This is a genomic window from Xanthomonas sp. NCPPB 3218, assembly GCF_056725185.1.
Window position 1 is genome coordinate 2,188,802 of record NZ_CM161516.1, and the last position, 17,951, is coordinate 2,206,752.

Below are 17,951 nucleotides of genomic sequence, written 5' to 3' on the forward strand. Positions count from 1 at the left end.
CGCCGCGTCGCGATGCGATCGCCGCGGCCACTCTTCCGCACCTGCGGCTTGCCGCATGTTCCTAATCGAGTAAAGAAATGCCAAAGCGCACCGACCTAAAAACCATCCTGATCATCGGCGCCGGCCCGATCGTCATCGGCCAGGCCTGCGAGTTCGATTACTCCGGCGCGCAGGCGTGCAAGGCGCTGCGCGACGAGGGCTATCGCGTGGTGCTGGTCAACAGCAATCCGGCCACGATCATGACCGACCCGGACATGGCCGATGCGGTGTACATCGAGCCGATCAACTGGCAGACGGTCGAGAAGATCATCGCCAAGGAAAAGCCCGATGCCCTGCTGCCGACCATGGGCGGGCAGACCGCGCTGAACTGCGCGCTGGATCTGGCCGACCACGGCGTGCTGGAGAAGTACAACGTCGAGCTGATCGGTGCCAAGCGCGAAGCCATCCGCATGGCCGAAGACCGCGAGCTGTTCCGCGTGGCGATGGGCGAGATCGGCCTGGATTGCCCCCGCGCCGAAGTGGCGCACACGCTGGAAGAGGCGCTGGATATCCAGACCCGGGTCGGCTACCCGACCATCATCCGTCCCAGCTTCACCCTGGGCGGCAGCGGCGGCGGCATCGCCTACAACCGCGAAGAGCTGATCGAGATCGTCGGCCGTGGCCTGGAACTGTCGCCGACCACCGAAGTGCTGGTGGAAGAATCGGTGCTGGGCTGGAAGGAATTCGAGATGGAAGTGGTCCGCGACACCGCGGACAACTGCATCATCGTCTGCGCGATCGAAAACCTCGATCCGATGGGCGTGCATACCGGCGACTCGATCACCGTGGCGCCGGCGCAGACGCTGACCGACAAGGAGTACCAGCGCCTGCGCGATGCCTCGATCGCAGTGCTGCGCAAGATCGGTGTGGATACCGGCGGCTCCAACGTGCAGTTCGGCATCAGCCCGACCACCGGCCGCGTGGTGGTGATCGAGATGAACCCGCGCGTGTCGCGCTCCTCGGCGCTGGCGTCCAAGGCCACCGGTTTCCCGATCGCCAAGGTCGCCGCCAAGCTGGCGGTGGGCTACACGCTGGACGAATTGAAGAACGAGATCACCGGTGGCCTGACCCCGGCCTCGTTCGAGCCGTCGATCGACTACGTGGTCACCAAGATCCCGCGCTTTGCGTTCGAGAAATTCCCGCAGGCCGATGCGCGCCTGACCACCCAGATGAAGTCGGTGGGCGAGGTGATGGCGATGGGCCGCACCTTCCAGGAATCGCTGCAGAAGGCGCTGCGTGGCCTGGAGACCGGCAAGATCGGGCTGGACCCGACCGGCCTGGATCTGAGCAGCGAAGACGATATCGCCGCGCTCAAGCGCGAGCTCAAGGCACCGGGCCCGGAGCGTCTGTTCTATGTCGCCGATGCGTTCCGCGCCGGCATGAGCGTGGCCGATGTCTACGCGCTGTCGTTCATCGACCCGTGGTTCCTGGATCAGATCGAAGAACTGATCAGCCACGAACAGCAACTGGCCGATGACGGCATGCCGGCACTGGATGCGGCGCGTCTGCGCACGCTCAAGCGCGCCGGTTTCTCCGACGCGCGGCTGGCCGAGTTGACCGGCACCAACGAGGAATCGGTGCGTACGCTGCGTCGCGCGCTCAAGGTGCGCCCGGTCTACAAGCGCGTGGATTCCTGCGCCGCCGAATTCGCCACCAGCACCGCGTATCTGTATTCGACCTACGAGGACGAGTGCGAGGCGCTGCCGACCGACCGCGACAAGATCATGATCCTGGGCGGTGGCCCCAACCGCATCGGCCAGGGCATCGAGTTCGACTACTGCTGCGTGCATGCGGCGCTGGCGCTGCGCGATGACGGCTACGAGACCATCATGGTCAACTGCAACCCGGAGACCGTGTCCACCGACTACGACACCTCCGACCGTCTGTACTTCGAGCCGCTGACGCTGGAAGACGTGCTGGAAATCGTCGAGCTGGAAAAACCCAAGGGCGTGATTGTGCAGTACGGCGGCCAGACCCCGCTGAAGCTGGCGCGCGCGCTGGAAGCCAACGGCGTGCCGGTGATCGGCACCTCGCCCGATTCGATCGATCTGGCCGAAGACCGCGAGCGGTTCCAGCAACTGGTCGACAAGCTGGGCCTGAAGCAGCCGCCGAACCGCATTGCCCGCAATGCCGAGGAAGCCCTGGTGCTGGCGCGCGAGATCGGCTATCCGCTGGTGGTGCGCCCGAGCTACGTGCTGGGCGGCCGCGCGATGGAAATCGTCTACGGCGAATCCGACCTGGCGCGCTATGTGCGTGATGCGGTCAAGGTCTCCAACGATTCGCCGGTGCTGCTGGACCGCTTCCTCGACAACGCGGTGGAAGTGGACGTGGACATCATTGCCGACAAGGACGGCAACGTGCTGATCGGCGGGCTGATGGAACACATCGAAGAGGCCGGCGTGCATTCGGGCGATTCGTCCTGCTCTCTGCCGCCGTACTCGCTCTCGCCCAAGACCCAGGCCGAGCTGCGCCGTCAGGTGGTGATGCTGGCCGAAGGTCTGAACGTGGTCGGCCTGATGAATACCCAGTTCGCGGTGCAGGTGAACGAGGCCGGCGACGACGTGGTGTTCCTGCTGGAAGTGAACCCGCGTGCCTCGCGCACCGTGCCGTTCGTGTCCAAGGCGATCGGCATGCCGCTGGCCAAGATCGCCGCGCGCTGCATGGCTGGCAAGACGCTGGCCGAGCAGGGCGCCACCAAGGAAATCGTGCCGGGTTATTACTCGGTGAAGGAGGCGATCTTCCCGTTCGCCAAGTTCCAGGGCGTGGACCCGATCCTCGGGCCGGAGATGCGCTCCACCGGTGAGGTGATGGGCGTGGGCCGCAGCTTCAGCGCCGCGTTTGCACGCGCGCAGGAGGCCGGCGGCATCAAGGCCCCGCCGGTGGGCAAGGCGTTTGTGTCGGTGCGCGATCCGGACAAGCAGCGCGTGTTGCCGGTGGCGCAGGCGCTGGTGGAGCGTGGCTATACGCTGGTCGCCACGCGCGGTACCGGTGCCTGGCTGCAGCAGAACGGGCTGAGCTGCGAGATCGTCAACAAGGTCGCCGAAGGGCGCCCGCATATCGTCGATTCGATCAAGAACGGCGAGATCGTGTATATCGTCAACACCACCGAAGGTCGCGCCGCCATCTCCGACTCGTTCTCGATCCGGCGTGAAGCGTTGCAGCATCGCGTGACCTATTCGACCACCGTTGCCGGCGCCAAGGCGCTGGTGCATTCGCTGGAATTCCGCGGCACCGGCCCTGTGTGGTCGCTGCAGGAACTGCACAAGGAGCTGGAAGCATGAGAGCACCCATGACGGCAAAGGGCGCGCAGCGTCTGCGCGAAGAGCTGGACCAGCTGAAGTCGGTCAAGCGTCCGGCGGTGATCAACGCGATCGCCGAAGCGCGCGCGCACGGCGATCTGAAGGAAAACGCCGAATACCACGCCGCGCGCGAGCAGCAGAGCTTCATCGAAGGCCGCATCAAGCAGCTGGAAGGCGAGCTCTCGCATGCCGAGATCATCGACATCACCAAGCTGTCGGCCGGCACCAAGATCGTGTTCGGTGCCACGGTGACGCTGGCCGACACCGAGACCGACGAAGAGAAGCGCTACCAGATCGTTGGCGATCTGGAAGCGGACATCAAGCTGGGCATGATCGCGATCTCCTCGCCGCTGGCGCGTGCGTTGATCGGCAAGCTGGAAGGCGACTCGGTCACCATCGATGCGCCGGCCGGCCAGCGCGAGTACGAAGTGGTCAGCGTTGCCTATCTGGACTGACGGGCCGGGATTGAACGACGCCATCGCCCGATGACCACCGCCACGCTGCTGCTGCCGGAAAAACGCCGCCTGCCCGGTGAACTGGGCGACACGCCGGTGGCGCGTGCGCTGGCGCGTGCCGACCAGCACGGTGCCGAGCCCGGCGAAGTGGCGCAGCTGCAGCGCCACTTCACGCTGACGCCTGCGCACTGGCCGGTGGCCGCGTTGACCCGCCAGCTCGATGCCGGCGATGCGGCGGGTGCGACCTGGGTGCGTGCCGATCCGGCCTATGTGGTGCCGGATATGCAGGGCGCGCGCTTGATGGGCTACGGCGAGGCACTCGGCCCCACGGCCGAGGACCTGGCGGTGTTGCTGCCCATCCTCAAGCCGATGTTCGGCGATGCCGGCTTCCTGCTGGATGCGCCCACGCCTGCGCGCTGGTACCTGCGGCTGTCGCCGGATGCCAAATTGCCGGAATTTGCGCCACCGGATCTGGCGATCGGCGATGACCTGTTCGAGCATCTGCCGGCCGGCGAGATCGGCCGGCGCTGGCGTGCCTTGCTGACCGAGGCGCAGGTGGTGCTGCATCAGCATCCCTGGAACGAGGGCCGCGTGGCCAGCGGCAAACCGGCGATCAATTCGCTGTGGTTCTGGGGCGGCGGCGTGCTGCCGCATGCGGTGAGCTCGCCGCACCGTCAGGTACGCAGCCGCGAATCGCTGCTGCGTGCGCTGGCGCTGGCGGCCGGTGCCGATGCGCAGGGCGAACAACGCGTGGATGCGTTGGTGGACCTGCGCCATCTGCGCTCGCTGCAGCAGTTCAGCGACGATGCGGTGGCGCCCCTGCTGCCGGCGATGGCACGTGGCGAACTGGATCGGCTGGTGCTGGATTTCCAGGACGGCGAAACCGTGTCGCTGACGCATGCGCAACGCTGGCGTTTCTGGCGCAAGCCGCGCGTACAGCTGGCGCAATGACCTCCACCCCGCGGATCGTCCGGCGCCCGCCCGGGCAGGCCGGCAGCTGGCCCGATGCCATGTTGCCGCTGCTGCGCCGCATCTATGCCGCGCGCGGCGTCACCGATACCCACGGCGCGCACCCGCGCCTGGGTCAGTTGCTGTCGCCACAGTTGCTGCACAACAGTGACGTGGCCGCCGAGTTGCTGGCCGATGCGATCGCCCGGCAACGGCGCATCCTGGTGGTGGGCGATTTCGACTGCGATGGCGCCACCGCCTGTGCGGTCGGCGTGCGTGGCTTGCGCATGCTCGGCGCGCTGGATGTGCATCACGCGGTACCCAATCGCATGGTGCATGGCTACGGCCTGTCGCCGGCACTGGTGGAGGAGCTGGCCGCATTGCAGCCGGATCTGCTGGTCACGGTCGATCACGGCATCGCCTGCCACGCCGGCGTGGCCGCCGCCAAGGCGCGTGGCTGGACGGTGCTGGTCACCGACCATCACTTGCCTGGCGAGGTGCTGCCGCCGGCCGATGCGATCGTCGATCCGAATCTGGCCAACGATCGCTTCCCGAGCAAATCCCTGGCCGGGGTCGGGGTGATCTTCTATGTGCTGATGGCCTTGCGCGGTGTGCTGCGTGCGCGCGGCGCCTTCGCCGAACGCGCCGAGCCGGATCTGTCGGTATTGCTGGACCTGGTGGCAGTCGGCACCGTCGCCGATCTGGTGCCGCTGGACACCAACAACCGTGCGCTGGTGTCGGCCGGCCTGCGCCGCCTGCGCGAGGGCAAGGGTTGCATCGGCCTGCGCGCCTTGATCGATGCCAGCGGCCGCGACGTGGCGCGTCTGAGCGCCAGCGATATCGGATTTGCGTTGGGCCCGCGTCTCAACGCAGCCGGCCGGCTGGAAGACATGGCGCTGGGCATCGAGCTGCTGCTCAGCGAGGACTGGAACCGGGCGCGCGAGATCGCCGGCATGCTGGAAGAGATCAACGCCGAGCGCCGCGCGGTGCAGCAATTGATGACCGACGATGCCGAACAGGCCGTCACCAAGGTGGTGCTGGATGCCGATGGCGCGTTGCCGATCGCCGCGTGCCTGTTCGATGCCGACTGGCACCCGGGCGTGATCGGCCTGGTGGCCTCCAAGCTCAAGGACCGCCTGCATCGCCCGGTGATTGCATTGGCGCCGGCCGAGCCGGGCAGCAGCCAGCTGCGTGGTTCGGCACGCTCGATCCCCGGCCTGCATATCCGCGATGTGCTGGCGGCAGTGGATGCGCGCCACCCGGGCCTGATCCAGAAGTTCGGCGGGCATGCGATGGCCGCCGGGCTGAGTCTGGAGCATGCCGCGCTGGCGACCTTCGAACAGGCATTCCAGCGCCAGGTGCAGGCGATGGTCGACGCCTCGCTGCTGCATGCCGAATTGCACAGCGATGGCGAACTGGCCGCGCACGAACTCGATCACCTGCATGCCGAGGCGCTACGCGTGGCCGGGCCGTGGGGGCAGGGCTTTCCCGAGCCGCTGTTCGATGGTCAGTTCGAAGTGCTGCAATGGCGCCTGCTCAAGGAACGCCATCTCAAGCTCACGCTGCGCTGTGCCGGCCGTGCCGAACCGCTCAACGCCATCCACTTCAACGGCTGGCGCGGCAGCGAGCCGGCACGTATGGTGCGGCTGGCGTACCGCCTGGTCAGCGACGACTATCGCGGCGGCACCGCGGTGCAGTTGATCGTCGAGCACTGCGAGCCGGCGACAGTCACGGGCTGAGCGCGCGGCTGTCAACCGCGGGCTTCGGTAGGGGCGGCAGCGCGGCCCTGCAGCCAGGCTTCACATCAACCGCTCTACACGGGGCGGCGCACCCACAGCCGGCATGTACGTGGTGGTACATGCCGCAAGTGGCGCATGCCTGATGGCGGCAAGGTGGTTTGGTTCGTCGCTCAAGGCCTCTTGCAAGACAGTGCTGCAAGCAGACCTGCGCTCGCACGACCTCGCCCCGGTCAAGGCGCCTTCTTGACCTCGGTCACCAAGGTCGGCAATTCCCACGCGCCGCCAGCGGCGACCAATCTGCACAGGCCCGAGGTGGATTCGGAGGTCGGCACAAAACGGCGGCCGTCCCAGGTCCAGCTGGACTCGCTGTAGCAGTCACCCAGGCCGCGTCCCTTCTGCGATGCAAGGATGGTGGAGCCGTCGATATCGCTGGCTTGCGTGGTCACCAACGTCGGCGCGAACGGCGGACGTGCATTGATGACCCAGAAACCGGTGCCGATGTTGTAGGCGCCCATCCAGCAGTCAGTCGAGACCAGCAGTTTGTCGCCGCTGAGCCGGGTGACCGACAGCGGCTCGGCTGCATCGCCAGCCTGCAGCCCCTTGCATTCCTCATCGGCCGGCAAGCTGGCACGCAGCGCTTGGTACAACGCCGGCAGCGTGCCCAGGCGCGCATCGGCTGCTTGCGTTGCTGCGAGTTTGACCGCTCGCACCTGCGGTGCGGGCACAGCCGGCAGCACTGCAGCCTCGTCGCGATCGCCCTTGCGCAACAGGGCGCCGCGCGTGCCCAGCCGGCCCTGGAACTCGTCCATCTTCAGCAGCACCGCTGCGGCGCCGCGGTCGGACAGCTGCCAGCGGCGACCATCGTTGCCGAGCGCCACGATCTTGCTGCTGCGGGTCAGTGCGGCCAGCAGTGCGGTCACCTGCGCGCTGGTCAGCGGTGCGGTGCCGCTGTCGCGATTCAATGCCAGCTTGCCCAGGTCGCGCTGGTCGATGCGCAAGGTGAGCGATGCCGGCATCTTGAGCTCGTCGTACTGGCCCAGCACCAACTCGGCGGTGACCTGCTGCCCCGCACCGGCCTTGCGCGTCAGCAAGACCGATACCGGCGTGCTGCCGTCGTCATCCGGCTGATAACCGGCAGCGCGGCAGGTGCGGGTGTTGTCGCAGGCGATGGTCCAGTCCTGGTGATCGAAGGCGATGCCGACCGGCGCATCGGCAAGGGCGGCGACGGGTGCGAGCAACAAGGTGGCGGCGAGCAGGGTAGGGCGCATGGTGTCTTCGAAAGAGCGTATCCGGCGCGCATCTTGCGTTGCTGCCGACGGGCCGTCCAGTGCGTCGCATGCCGAAGCGGGACACGCCTGCGCAACATTTTCATGACGGCACCGGCGCGCTGTCGGTCTTGCTCGCCAGGCGCGGCCTGCGCGCACGCAATCCGAACAAGGGACGCAACCAGCGCACCCGGCGGATCGCAAACTCATGCAACGCCAGGCAGCCGATCACGGTGGCGGCGAGTACCAGCGCCGGCTCCAGCCAGGCATGCAGATGCAGGGGCATCAGCCAGTACAGCGTCACGATGATCAGGCTCTGGTGCAGGATGTACCACGGGAACACCGCCTCCGTGCAGTACGGCAGCCAGCGGAACGGGCGATTCAATCGAAGCCTGGCCCAGCCAAGAATCGTCAGCAGCGCCAGCCAGGTGTAGACGGCCCGTGCGCTGTGTTCGATCGCCTCCCACGGCAGCGCGGCCAGCGGTGCACCCAGTTGCGCAGTCTGCCCCTGGATGCTGGCATAGCGAATGCCCAGTTCGGTGCCGATCGCCACCAGTGCGGCGACCGAGGTGAGCCAGCGCAGTTGTACGGCCAGCTGCCAGAAGCGTTCGCGGCGTGCCAGCAGATACCCCAGGACGAACAGCGGGAACGATTCGGCGTGCACGAACCAGTCGCCAAACAGCGCGTGGGTGGGCGGGTGCCGCGGCATCACCCACAGCACGCAGAACGCTTCCCACAGCATTGGCAACAGCAGCAGTGCCGGCACCGCCAGCGCAGCGGGCAAGCGCGGCCACGCGGCCAACCGCAGCGGTCGGGCCAACGACACCAGCGCCATCAAGGCAATGGTGTAGGGCAGCAGATAGGCCAGATACCACAGATGGTTCCAGGTGATGCCGTGCTCCCAGCCATCGAAGCTGCCGGCCGGCCATGGCCGCACCTGCCAGTAGCGCAGCAGGAAGCTGCCGAAGCCCGGGCTGACCTTGCCGTTGCTCACGCCCTGGCAATAGGCCTGCACCGCGACTACCACGAACATGCCGAACAACAGCGGCGGCAGCAATCGCCCGCAGCGCTGCAAGGCAAAGCGCCAGGGCCTGGCCTGCGGCCGCGCCAGCCCGATCGCGATGCCGGAGATCATGAACAGCAGCGGCATCCGCCAGCGGTTGAGCACGATCATCGGCCATTGCAGCCACTGCGCGGTGTGCACGCTCTTGAGGTGGAAATCCCAGTCGGCCACATAGGCCATGCCCACGTGGTAGAGGATCAGCAGTGCGAAGGCGAAGACGCGCAAGGCATCGATATCGTGACGGCGTTCGGTCATGGTGGTGTCGGCAGGAGGCATGCCCGCATCCTCGGCAACGCAGGCCCCAAGCAGCTGTGCCAAGGGCGGCGATGCCGTCCCCGAGTGACCAGTTGCGGTCCCACAGGGACGAACCGGGGACGGCAAGCGGGCGGTTTTGTCGAAGATGCGCGGCTGCATTCCCGAGTCAGAAGCCAGGTCTGACATTGCTAGACCTCAGTTTCACCCTTTATTGGAATTGCGGCGCGCGGCGCCGGTAACGTCGGCAGGCCAAATAGCGGCCGCAGCCAGCGCTGCTTGCGAATGACCTCATAGCTGGCCAAGCACAGCACAGCGGTTGCGACGATCAGCGTCGCACTCTCGGCTAGCTGCGGCAGCGCCAATGGCTTCAGGGAATGCGCCAGTACCACGATGATCGTCTGGTGCAGGACATATACCGGAAACACTGCAGCAGTGAGATAGCGCAGCACGGCACCATCGGCATGACGGAAACGATAGGCGAAGCCCAGGATGGCGGCGATCGCGCACCATTGTTCTACCGCCCACACGGCACGCAAGAGCAGGCGCAGGGCGGTGGGTGCCGGGTGCGCATCGTCATAGATGGAGAAGTACCAGGTGTGGATCATCAGCGCATAGCTGCAAGAGGCCAGCAGCAGTGCCACCCAGCGCAGGCGCTGTAACGATTCCCAGATGCTGGCTATTGGCGCGATCAGCACCCCGATCAGGAAGACCAGCAGGTACTGCGCGTGGTTGTACCAGTCATCGAACAGCCAGTTGGTTTGCTGGAAGCGAGCCACCAGCACCAGCCGTGCGACCGCCAGTAGCGTCAGCGGTACCAGTAACGCACCCCAGCCCTGGAGCGGGCGCGCAGCCCATGCGCACAGACGCACCTTCGCTGCCGCAGGAAGCAGGCGCCAGAGCAGCCACACCACCAGGGTGTACGCCCACAGGTAGGGCAAAAACCACAGGTGATTCCAGGTGGGCAGGCGCAGGCAGTCGCCATCGGCTCCACAAAACCCTTGGTAGGCGCTCAGATACTTGGCATAAAACGCCAGATAGCCCTGGCGGTAGCCGCCGGGCAATTGTTCGACGACTTGATAGTAGGACTGTGGTGGCACGATCACGGCCATACCGAACAGCAGCGGCAATAGCAGCTGGCGCGAACGTCGGTACAGCAAGCCCTCGGGCTTGTTGTTCAGCATGAAGGCGGTGGCGACACCGGAAATCAGGAACAGCAGCGACATCCGCCACGGGCTGCTGAGCAGCATGACCGGCTCCAGCATCAGGTGGGTCGAGGAACTTTTGACGTGCCAGTCCCAGGTCACGTAATACATGCCGACGTGATAAAGCACCAATAGGCCGAAGGCGATGACGCGCAGCCAGTCCAGATCGTGACGCCTTTGCATTGGCCGCCCTGCACCAAGGATGATATGCCCCAACTACGCGAGATGACGCAGCGGGCGACCAGCGGGAAGGGACGAAACAGGGATCTTCAGGGACGAATGGGTTCCGCCGTGGGGTGACGATCGGCGCCGCCAGCCTAGAATATGGGGATGAGTACCGACCCGGCACGCACGATCCTGGAGCGCTTTCTGCCTTGGCAGCGCAGCGCAGGCATGTTGTTTTGGCTGATGGTGGTGGTGGTCAACGCCAGTGGCAACGCCGTTACCGAGTTGATGGATCGCCGGCGCGCCGGGCTGCCGATCCAGAGCTGGGAACCCTGGGTGTGGGAGATGTCCAGCGGCTTGGTCTGGCTGCTGATGCTCGTCCCCGTCATCGCCTGGTTCACGCGGAAGCTGCCGTTACATCTGGATACCTGGCGGCGCCGGCTACCCTGGTATCTGTTGGTCAGCGTGGCGGTCTCGGTGGTGCATGTCGTCACGATGGTCGGCCTGCGCATGCTGACCTATCGGCTGCTGGGCGAACATTATGATTTTGGAGCGTGGCCGCAGGAATTGTTCTACGAGTACCTCAAGGACGTGCGTACTTTCGCGATCATCGTTGCGTGCATGCATGGCTACCGGTTTTTGCTGCGCCGCCTGCAGGGCGAGGTGCGGCTGCTGGCCGCGCCGGACGAAGGCCCGCCGGTCGAGCCGCTGGACCGTCCGGAACGCTTTCTGGTGCGCAAGCTGGGGCGCGACTTCCTGGTCGCCACTGCCGACATCGAGTGGGCCCAGGCGTCGGGCAACTACGTCAACCTGCATGTACGCGGCCATGATTACCCACTGCGCAGCACGATGGCCGCGATCGAGGCCAGACTCGATCCGGCCGTGTTTGTGCGAATCCATCGCAGCTACATCGTCAACCTGGGCTGCGTGGTGTCGATCGAACCGCTGGACGCAGGCGAGGCGCGCGTGCACCTGTCCGGCAATGGCCAGCTGCCCTGCAGCCGTCGTTACCTGGCGCCGCTGCGGCGCGCCGCCGGACATGCCGAGGCGCCAGCGGTCCCGGCTATGCCGGGCTGAACAGCATGCCTACCGCGTTCCGTCACCGTCGCCCGCTTGCTAAACTAGCCAGCTTGTTTGCCGGAAGTCCGTCATGATCGAAACCAATCCGATCCGCCAGCGCATCACCGATCTCAACGATCGCGTGCTCTCGCTCAGGGGGTATCTTTGACTACGACGTCAAGAAAGAGCGTCTAGAAGAAGTCAGCCGGGAGCTTGAGAGCCCCGATGTGTGGAACGATGCCGAGCGCGCGCAGGCCCTGGGCCGCGAGCGCTCGCTGCTGGAAAAGACCGTCATCGGCATCGCCGATGTGCTGGCCGGCCTGAGCGATGCGGCCGATCTGCTGGAACTGGCCGAAAGCGAGCAGGACGAGGACACCGCGGTGGCGGTGATCGCCGATCTGGACAAGTACCAGACCCATGTCGAGAAGCTGGAATTCCAGCGCATGTTCTCCGGCCAGATGGACGGCGCCAATGCGTTCGTCGACATCCAGGCCGGCGCCGGCGGCACCGAGGCGCAGGACTGGGCCGAAATCCTGTTGCGCATGTACCTGCGCTGGGCCGAGTCGCGCGGCTGGAAGACCGAACTGATGGAAGTGTCCGGCGGCGAAGTGGCGGGCATCAAGTCGGCCACGATCCGCATCGAGGGCGAGTACGCCTATGGCTGGCTGAAGACCGAGATCGGCGTGCACCGGCTGGTGCGCAAGTCGCCGTTCGATTCGGACAACCGCCGGCATACCAGCTTCACCTCGGTGTTCGTGTCGCCGGAAGTGGACGACAACATTGAGATCGACATCAACCCGGCCGACCTGCGCACCGACGTGTATCGCTCATCGGGCGCCGGTGGTCAGCACGTCAACAAGACCGAATCGGCGGTGCGCATCACGCACATCCCGACCAATACCGTGGTCGCCTGCCAGACCGGCCGCAGCCAGCACCAGAACCGCGACAACGCGATGAAGATGCTGGCCGCCAAGTTGTACGAGCTGGAAGTGCAGAAGCGCAACGTCGAGCGCGACGCGCTGGAAGCCACCAAGTCCGACATTGGCTGGGGCAGCCAGATCCGCAACTACGTGCTCGACCAGAGCCGCATCAAGGATCTGCGCACCGGCATCGAACGCAGCGACACCCAAAAAGTGCTGGACGGCGACCTGGACGAATTCGTCGAGGCCAGCCTCAAGGCCGGTCTGGCGGCAGGCTCCAAGCGCCTGGATGCCTGACCGCAGCAAGACCTCGCCGCGCCCGCCGCGCAGCGACGTCTTTTTTCGCGGACGCTGCGACATGTGCAGCGCCGCGCAGCCTGTACATCGTCACGCAGTCCCGTCGCGCCGTGCAGTTGTCACCGATACACCGTAAAACGCAGGAACCGGCTAGCCCGGTTCCGCATTCTCCACCGGGCACGCGCCCGACCTATCGCAGACCGATTCCCGCCATGACCGAGCAGACCCCCGCGCCGCAGATCCCCGCCGACGAGAACAGCCTCATCGCCGAGCGTCGCGCGAAACTGGGCGCGTTGCGCGGCCAGGGCATCGCCTATCCCAACGATTTCGTGCGCGAACACTTCGCCGGCGATCTGCAGGCCGAATTTGCCGATGCCGACACCTGGACCTCTGAGGCACTGGAAGCAAGCGGCCGCACGGTCAGGATGGCCGGCCGCCTGATGGCCAAGCGGGTGATGGGCAAGGCCAGCTTTGCGCAGATCCAGGACGAGTCCGGGCGCGTGCAGCTGTTCCTGCAGGGCAATGTGCTGGGCGATGCCTATACCGCGTTCAAGGGCTGGGATGTCGGCGACATCGTGGCGGTGGAGGGCGGGCTGACCCGCACCAAGACCGGCGAGCTGTCGGTCAAGGCCAGCGCGCTGCGCCTGCTGACCAAGTCGCTGCGTCCGTTGCCGGACAAGTGGCACGGCCTGTCGGACGTGGAGCAGCGCTATCGCCAGCGCTACGTCGATCTGATCGTCACCCCGGAGGCGCGCGAGGTCTTCATCAAGCGCTCCAGGATCATCCGCGCGATCCGCGCCTGGCTGGATACGCGCCGCTTCCTGGAAGTGGAAACGCCGATGATGCATTACATCCCCGGTGGCGCCACCGCCAAGCCGTTCACCACCCACCACAACGCGCTGGACCTGGACCTGTACCTGCGCGTGGCGCCGGAGCTGTACCTCAAGCGGCTGGTGGTCGGTGGGCTGGAGCGGGTCTACGAGATCAACCGCAATTTCCGCAACGAGGGTGTGTCGACCCGGCACAACCCCGAGTTCACCATGCTCGAGCTCTACGAGGCCTATGCCACGTATCACGAGATCATGGACCTGACCGAGCAGGTGATCCGCGACACCGCGCAGTCGGTATTGGGCACCGCCCAGGTGAACTGGGACGGCGCCGCCATCGATCTGGCGCCGGCTTTCCGGCGCTGGCGCATGGATGAGGCCGTTCGTCACCACAATCCGGAGATCAGCGCGGCTGATTGCACCGATCGCGATGCGCTGCTGCGCCATTGCGAGCGGCTGAAGATCAAGGTCAAGCCGTCCTACGGCTGGGGCAAGTTGCTGCTGGAAATCTTCGAGGCCACCGTGGAACACACCCTGGTGCAGCCGACCTTCATCACCGACCACCCGGTCGAGGTGTCGCCGCTGGCGCGTTCCAGCGACACCGAGCCGGGGTACACCGACCGCTTCGAGCTGTTCATCAACGGCAAGGAGCTCGCCAATGGCTTCTCCGAGCTCAACGACCCGGAAGACCAGGCCGCGCGCTTCCAGGCGCAGGTGCAGGCCAAGGACGGTGGAGACGACGAAGCGATGCATTACGACGCCGATTACATCCGTGCGTTGGAGTACGGCATGGCGCCGACCGGCGGCCTGGGCATCGGCATCGACCGGCTGGTGATGCTGCTGACCGGCAGTACCTCGATCCGCGATGTGCTGCTGTTCCCGTACATGCGTCCGGAAGCCTGATCTTTTTTGTGCCGTCGGCGTGCCGACGGCACAGATACTGCATATGCTAGAGCGGAGCCCCGAATGGCGTATCGTCGGGGGAGTCGGCACAGCGGCCGGCGTCATCGCTTTTCCGTTCTCGGGATAGAGGAGCAACGGCTATGCAGGATGTTTTGGGTAATCTTGCCGGCGTATCGTCGGCGGATCCATCGGGAAGCTGGTCGGAAAAGGCGGATCTGGGATTGAACATCGTCATTGTCGATGACCAGATGTCTGCGCGGACGATGCTGCGCCACGTCATCGAGGACATCGCACCGGAGTTGAAAGTCCACGATTTCGGTGACCCGCTCGACGCGCTGGCGTGGTGCGAGGCCGGACGGGTGGACCTGTTGCTGCTCGACTACCGCATGCCCGGCATGGATGGCCTGGAGTTCGCCCGGCGTCTGCGCCGGCTGCCTAGCCATCGCGATATTCCGATCATCCTGATCACCATCGTCGGCGACGAGCCGATCCGCCAGGCGGCGCTGGAAGCGGGCGTGATCGATTTCCTGGTCAAGCCGATTCGCCCGCGCGAACTGCGTGCGCGCTGCGCCAATTTGCTGCAGCTGCGTCAGCAGAGCGAAAGCGTCAAGCAACGCGCACTGTCGCTGGAGCAGCGTCTGCTGGCCAGCATGAACGAGGTCGAGGAGCGCGAACGCGAGACGCTGTCACGGCTGGCGCGTGCCATCGAGTACCGCGATTCGGGCACCAGCGCCTTCCTGGAGCGCATGTCGCACGTGGCCGGCCTGATCGCCGAGCAGCTCGGCTTGTCGGAAGAAGAAGTGCGCATCATCGAGATGGCCGCACCGCTGCACGACATGGGCAAGATCGCCATTCCCGATGCGGTGCTGCTCAAGCCGGGCAAGCTCACCGACGACGAGATGAGCATCATGAAGCGGCATCCGCGGATCGGCTACGAGCTGCTCAGCGGCAGCCAGAACCGCTTCATCCAGGTCGGCGCCCTGATCGCGCTGCGTCACCACGAGCGCTACGACGGCACCGGCTATCCGGATGGACTGGTGGGCGAGGCGATTCCGCTGGAAGCGCGCATCGTGGCGGTGGCCGACGTCTTCGACGCGCTGTTGTCGCCGCGCCCGTACAAGGAGGCCTGGACCATGGACGCCGCGCTGGCTTATCTCTACGCACAACGCGGTCGCCTGTTCGACCCACGCTGTGTGGATGCGCTGCTGCGCGGCCGCGCGCAGCTGGACCAGATCTGCGGCGAATTCTCGACCGCATCGGCACGACCCGGGGTGTAAGGCTATGAATCCGTTCGGAAGGATCCGGCAGCGGTTGATGAATCGACCTGACAGCGAACATGGCCAGGCGATCGTCCGCATCGTTCTGATCAGCCTGATCCTGTCGTATGTCCTCGTGCCGAGTGTCCGGCACAGTTTGCCGCTGCACCAGCACACCGGTGTCTTGGTCATCGTGCTGACAGGCCTCGGGCTTGGCCTGACGTTGTTTGGATGGCTGCTGTGGCGACCCGACCGCTCGGATGCGCGTCGCATCCTGGGCATGCTGGCCGACTACGGGCTGATGGCTGCCGGCATGATCCAGATGGGCGAGCCGCTGGCCTGGGTGTATGTCGTGGTGATGTGGGTCACCGTCGGTAACGGCCTGCGCTACGGCAACCGCTATCTGTATCTTGCGGTGGCAATGGCGGTGGTGAGCTTTTCCACGACGCTGTCGATGACCGAATACTGGCAACGCAACCAGCGCCTTGGGGTCGGGCTTGCGGTGGGTCTGGCAGCCGTTCCGCTGTATTTCTCCAGTCTGCTGCGGCAGTTGACCCGTGCAACCGCCGAGGCGCGCCGCGCCAGCGAGGCCAAGAGCCGCTTTCTGGCCAACATGAGTCACGAGTTCCGGACACCGCTGAACGGTCTGTCCGGCATGACCGAGGTATTGGCAACGACGCGGCTGGACGATGAGCAGCGCGAATGCCTGAAAACCATTCAAGCCTCCACACGCAGTCTGCTGGCGCTGGTGGAGGAGGTGCTGGACATCTCGGCCATCGAAGCTGGCAAGCTCCGCATCAATGCGTCCGATTTCGCATTGCGCGATACGCTGCAGGCCATTGCGCTGATCCTGGAACCGCAGGCGAAGACCAAGGGCCTGGACTACCGGGCGAACGTGGCAGAGGACGTGCCGACGCTCTTGCATGGGGATGCGATCCACCTGCAGCAAATCCTGCTCAATCTGGTCGGCAATGCGGTCAAGTTCACCGATCATGGCCGCGTGCAGCTGACCGTGGCGGTCAGCAATGCCCAGGCGGCGACCGCAGTGCATGCCCGCGCCGGACTGCGGCTGCGGTTCGAGATTCTGGATACCGGTATCGGCGTGCCGGTCGACATGCGCCCGCGCCTGTTCGAGGCCTTCGAACAGGCCGATACCGGACTGGCCCGGCGGTTCGAAGGCAGCGGGCTGGGAACGACCATCGCGCGGGGACTGGTCCAGTCGATGGGCGGCGCAATCGGTTTCGATGAAAATCCAGAAGGCGGTAGCCTGTTCTGGTTCGAGCTCCCGTTCGGTCCGGCGACCGCCAAGCCGGCCACCTCGACACCGCCCGTGTTGCAGGACGCCGATGCCACAACGATCCCGGGCAACGTGATCGCGTTTGCCGATCCATTCCTGCGCCACCGTGCCCGCGTACGCAGCATGATGATCCTGGTGGCAGACGATCACCTGGCCAACCGCCTGGTCCTGCAGCGGCTGTTGCAGAAAGCGGGACATCGCGTGACCTGCGTGGATGGGGGTGAGGCCGTGCTGGACGCGTTGGCCGAAACCGACTACGACGCCGCCATCGTCGACCTGCACATGCCCGGCGTCAGCGGCCTGGACATGCTCAAGCAACTGCGGGTCATGCAGGCGGGTGGCAAACCGGGCACCCCGGTGGTGGTGCTGAGTGCCGACGTGACACCCGAGTCGATTCGCAGTTGCGAGCAAGCGGGTGCATATGCATTTCTGGCAAAGCCCGTTGCGGCGGTCAAGCTGCTGGACACCCTGGCCGACATTGCCGTCAACCAGAAATTGCGTCAGGCCGATCCGGTCATCGTCCAGCGTGGCCCGGCGTTGAGCGGTGTGGTGCTCGATCCTGCGGTCCTGGACGAACTGGCCGAACTGGGCATGGGGAAGGAATTCGAACGCGAGTTCATCCAACAGTGCCTCAGCGATGCGGCTGCCTGTGTGGTGCAGCTTGGCAAGGCCGCCGCCGACCAGGACTGGGAGCGGTTGCGCGAGCATGCGCATGCCGTCAAGGGGGTGTCCAGCAATCTCGGGCTGGTCGGACTGGCCGAGCAGGGCGGTGAGTTGATGCGGCTTTCCGAAGCCCAGTTACGCGCCGAATGGCGGCAGCGGCTGGAGCAGCTCAATCACGGGTTGATGCAAGGACGCGAAGCGCTTGCCCTGCGGGCCCAGAAAGCATCCGATGGCGACGTCACGGGCAACGGCGATTCGGGCTGAGCAAAGCCCGGCCATCGGCCGGGCCTGATTCCCCC

The 17,951-nt window shown here is 65.6% G+C and carries 12 protein-coding genes; 9 read left to right on the plus strand and 3 right to left on the minus strand.

Annotation, left to right across the window (positions count from 1 at the left end):
* Window positions 1–77: 77 nt before the first annotated feature.
* From carB to recJ, 4 genes are read left to right on the plus strand one after another with little or no spacing between them, the layout of a single operon-like run.
* Window positions 78–3,320 carry a carbamoyl-phosphate synthase large subunit gene (gene carB / locus AC1PLS_RS09710; protein WP_024937721.1) on the plus strand — a complete coding sequence of 1,081 codons (3,243 nt, stop codon included), beginning with the start codon at window positions 78–80 and terminating at the stop codon, window positions 3,318–3,320.
* 8 nt (window positions 3,321–3,328) lie between these two features.
* Entirely contained in the window at window positions 3,329–3,793 is a 465-nt protein-coding gene (gene greA, locus AC1PLS_RS09715; protein WP_024937720.1) for a transcription elongation factor GreA, read from the plus strand.
* 30 nt (window positions 3,794–3,823) lie between these two features.
* Window positions 3,824–4,744, plus strand: a complete 921-nt coding sequence (locus AC1PLS_RS09720; RefSeq protein ID WP_481104427.1) for a phosphoglycerate mutase — start codon at window positions 3,824–3,826, stop codon at window positions 4,742–4,744.
* Window positions 4,741–6,480: a single-stranded-DNA-specific exonuclease RecJ gene (gene recJ, locus AC1PLS_RS09725; protein ID WP_065032245.1), complete on the plus strand. Its 1,740-nt coding sequence runs from the start codon at window positions 4,741–4,743 to the stop codon at window positions 6,478–6,480. Before AC1PLS_RS09720 ends, recJ begins: the two co-directional genes overlap by 4 nt.
* Before the next feature lie 230 nt (window positions 6,481–6,710).
* Here the strand turns inward: recJ and AC1PLS_RS09730 are convergent, their stop codons facing one another.
* The 3 genes from AC1PLS_RS09730 to AC1PLS_RS09740 form a co-directional block, all read right to left on the minus strand.
* A complete protein-coding gene (locus tag AC1PLS_RS09730; protein ID WP_184434628.1) occupies window positions 6,711–7,748 on the minus strand; it encodes a DUF1176 domain-containing protein in 1,038 nt (345 codons plus the stop codon).
* A 100-nt stretch (window positions 7,749–7,848) separates the two neighbouring features.
* Window positions 7,849–9,063, minus strand: coding sequence for an acyltransferase family protein (locus AC1PLS_RS09735; protein WP_184434747.1), 1,215 nt, complete (start codon window positions 9,061–9,063; stop codon window positions 7,849–7,851).
* Window positions 9,064–9,251: 188 nt separating this feature from the next.
* Window positions 9,252–10,481, minus strand: a complete 1,230-nt coding sequence (locus AC1PLS_RS09740; protein WP_237474929.1) for an acyltransferase family protein — start codon at window positions 10,479–10,481, stop codon at window positions 9,252–9,254.
* A 177-nt stretch (window positions 10,482–10,658) separates the two neighbouring features.
* Here AC1PLS_RS09740 and AC1PLS_RS09745 point away from each other — a divergent pair, with 177 nt between their 5' ends.
* From AC1PLS_RS09745 to AC1PLS_RS09765, 5 genes are all read left to right on the plus strand, one after another.
* A complete protein-coding gene (locus AC1PLS_RS09745; RefSeq protein WP_260300190.1) occupies window positions 10,659–11,507 on the plus strand; it encodes a LytTR family DNA-binding domain-containing protein in 849 nt (282 codons plus the stop codon).
* A gap of 73 nt (window positions 11,508–11,580) precedes the next feature.
* Window positions 11,581–12,706, plus strand: a protein-coding gene (prfB, locus tag AC1PLS_RS09750; RefSeq protein ID WP_102252050.1) for a peptide chain release factor 2 whose coding sequence is annotated in 2 segments (ribosomal slippage) — window positions 11,581–11,655 and window positions 11,657–12,706 — 1,125 coding nt in all. Because the reading frame shifts where the segments join, the coding sequence is not laid out codon by codon here.
* A 212-nt stretch (window positions 12,707–12,918) separates the two neighbouring features.
* Entirely contained in the window at window positions 12,919–14,436 is a 1,518-nt protein-coding gene (gene lysS / locus AC1PLS_RS09755; protein WP_104576814.1) for a lysine--tRNA ligase, read from the plus strand.
* A 140-nt stretch (window positions 14,437–14,576) separates the two neighbouring features.
* Entirely contained in the window at window positions 14,577–15,713 is a 1,137-nt protein-coding gene (gene rpfG / locus AC1PLS_RS09760; RefSeq protein WP_024937712.1) for a cyclic di-GMP phosphodiesterase response regulator RpfG, read from the plus strand.
* Between the two features lie 4 nt (window positions 15,714–15,717).
* Window positions 15,718–17,916 carry an ATP-binding protein gene (locus tag AC1PLS_RS09765; RefSeq protein ID WP_184434744.1) on the plus strand — a complete coding sequence of 733 codons (2,199 nt, stop codon included), beginning with the start codon at window positions 15,718–15,720 and terminating at the stop codon, window positions 17,914–17,916.
* Window positions 17,917–17,951: the final 35 nt, after the last annotated feature.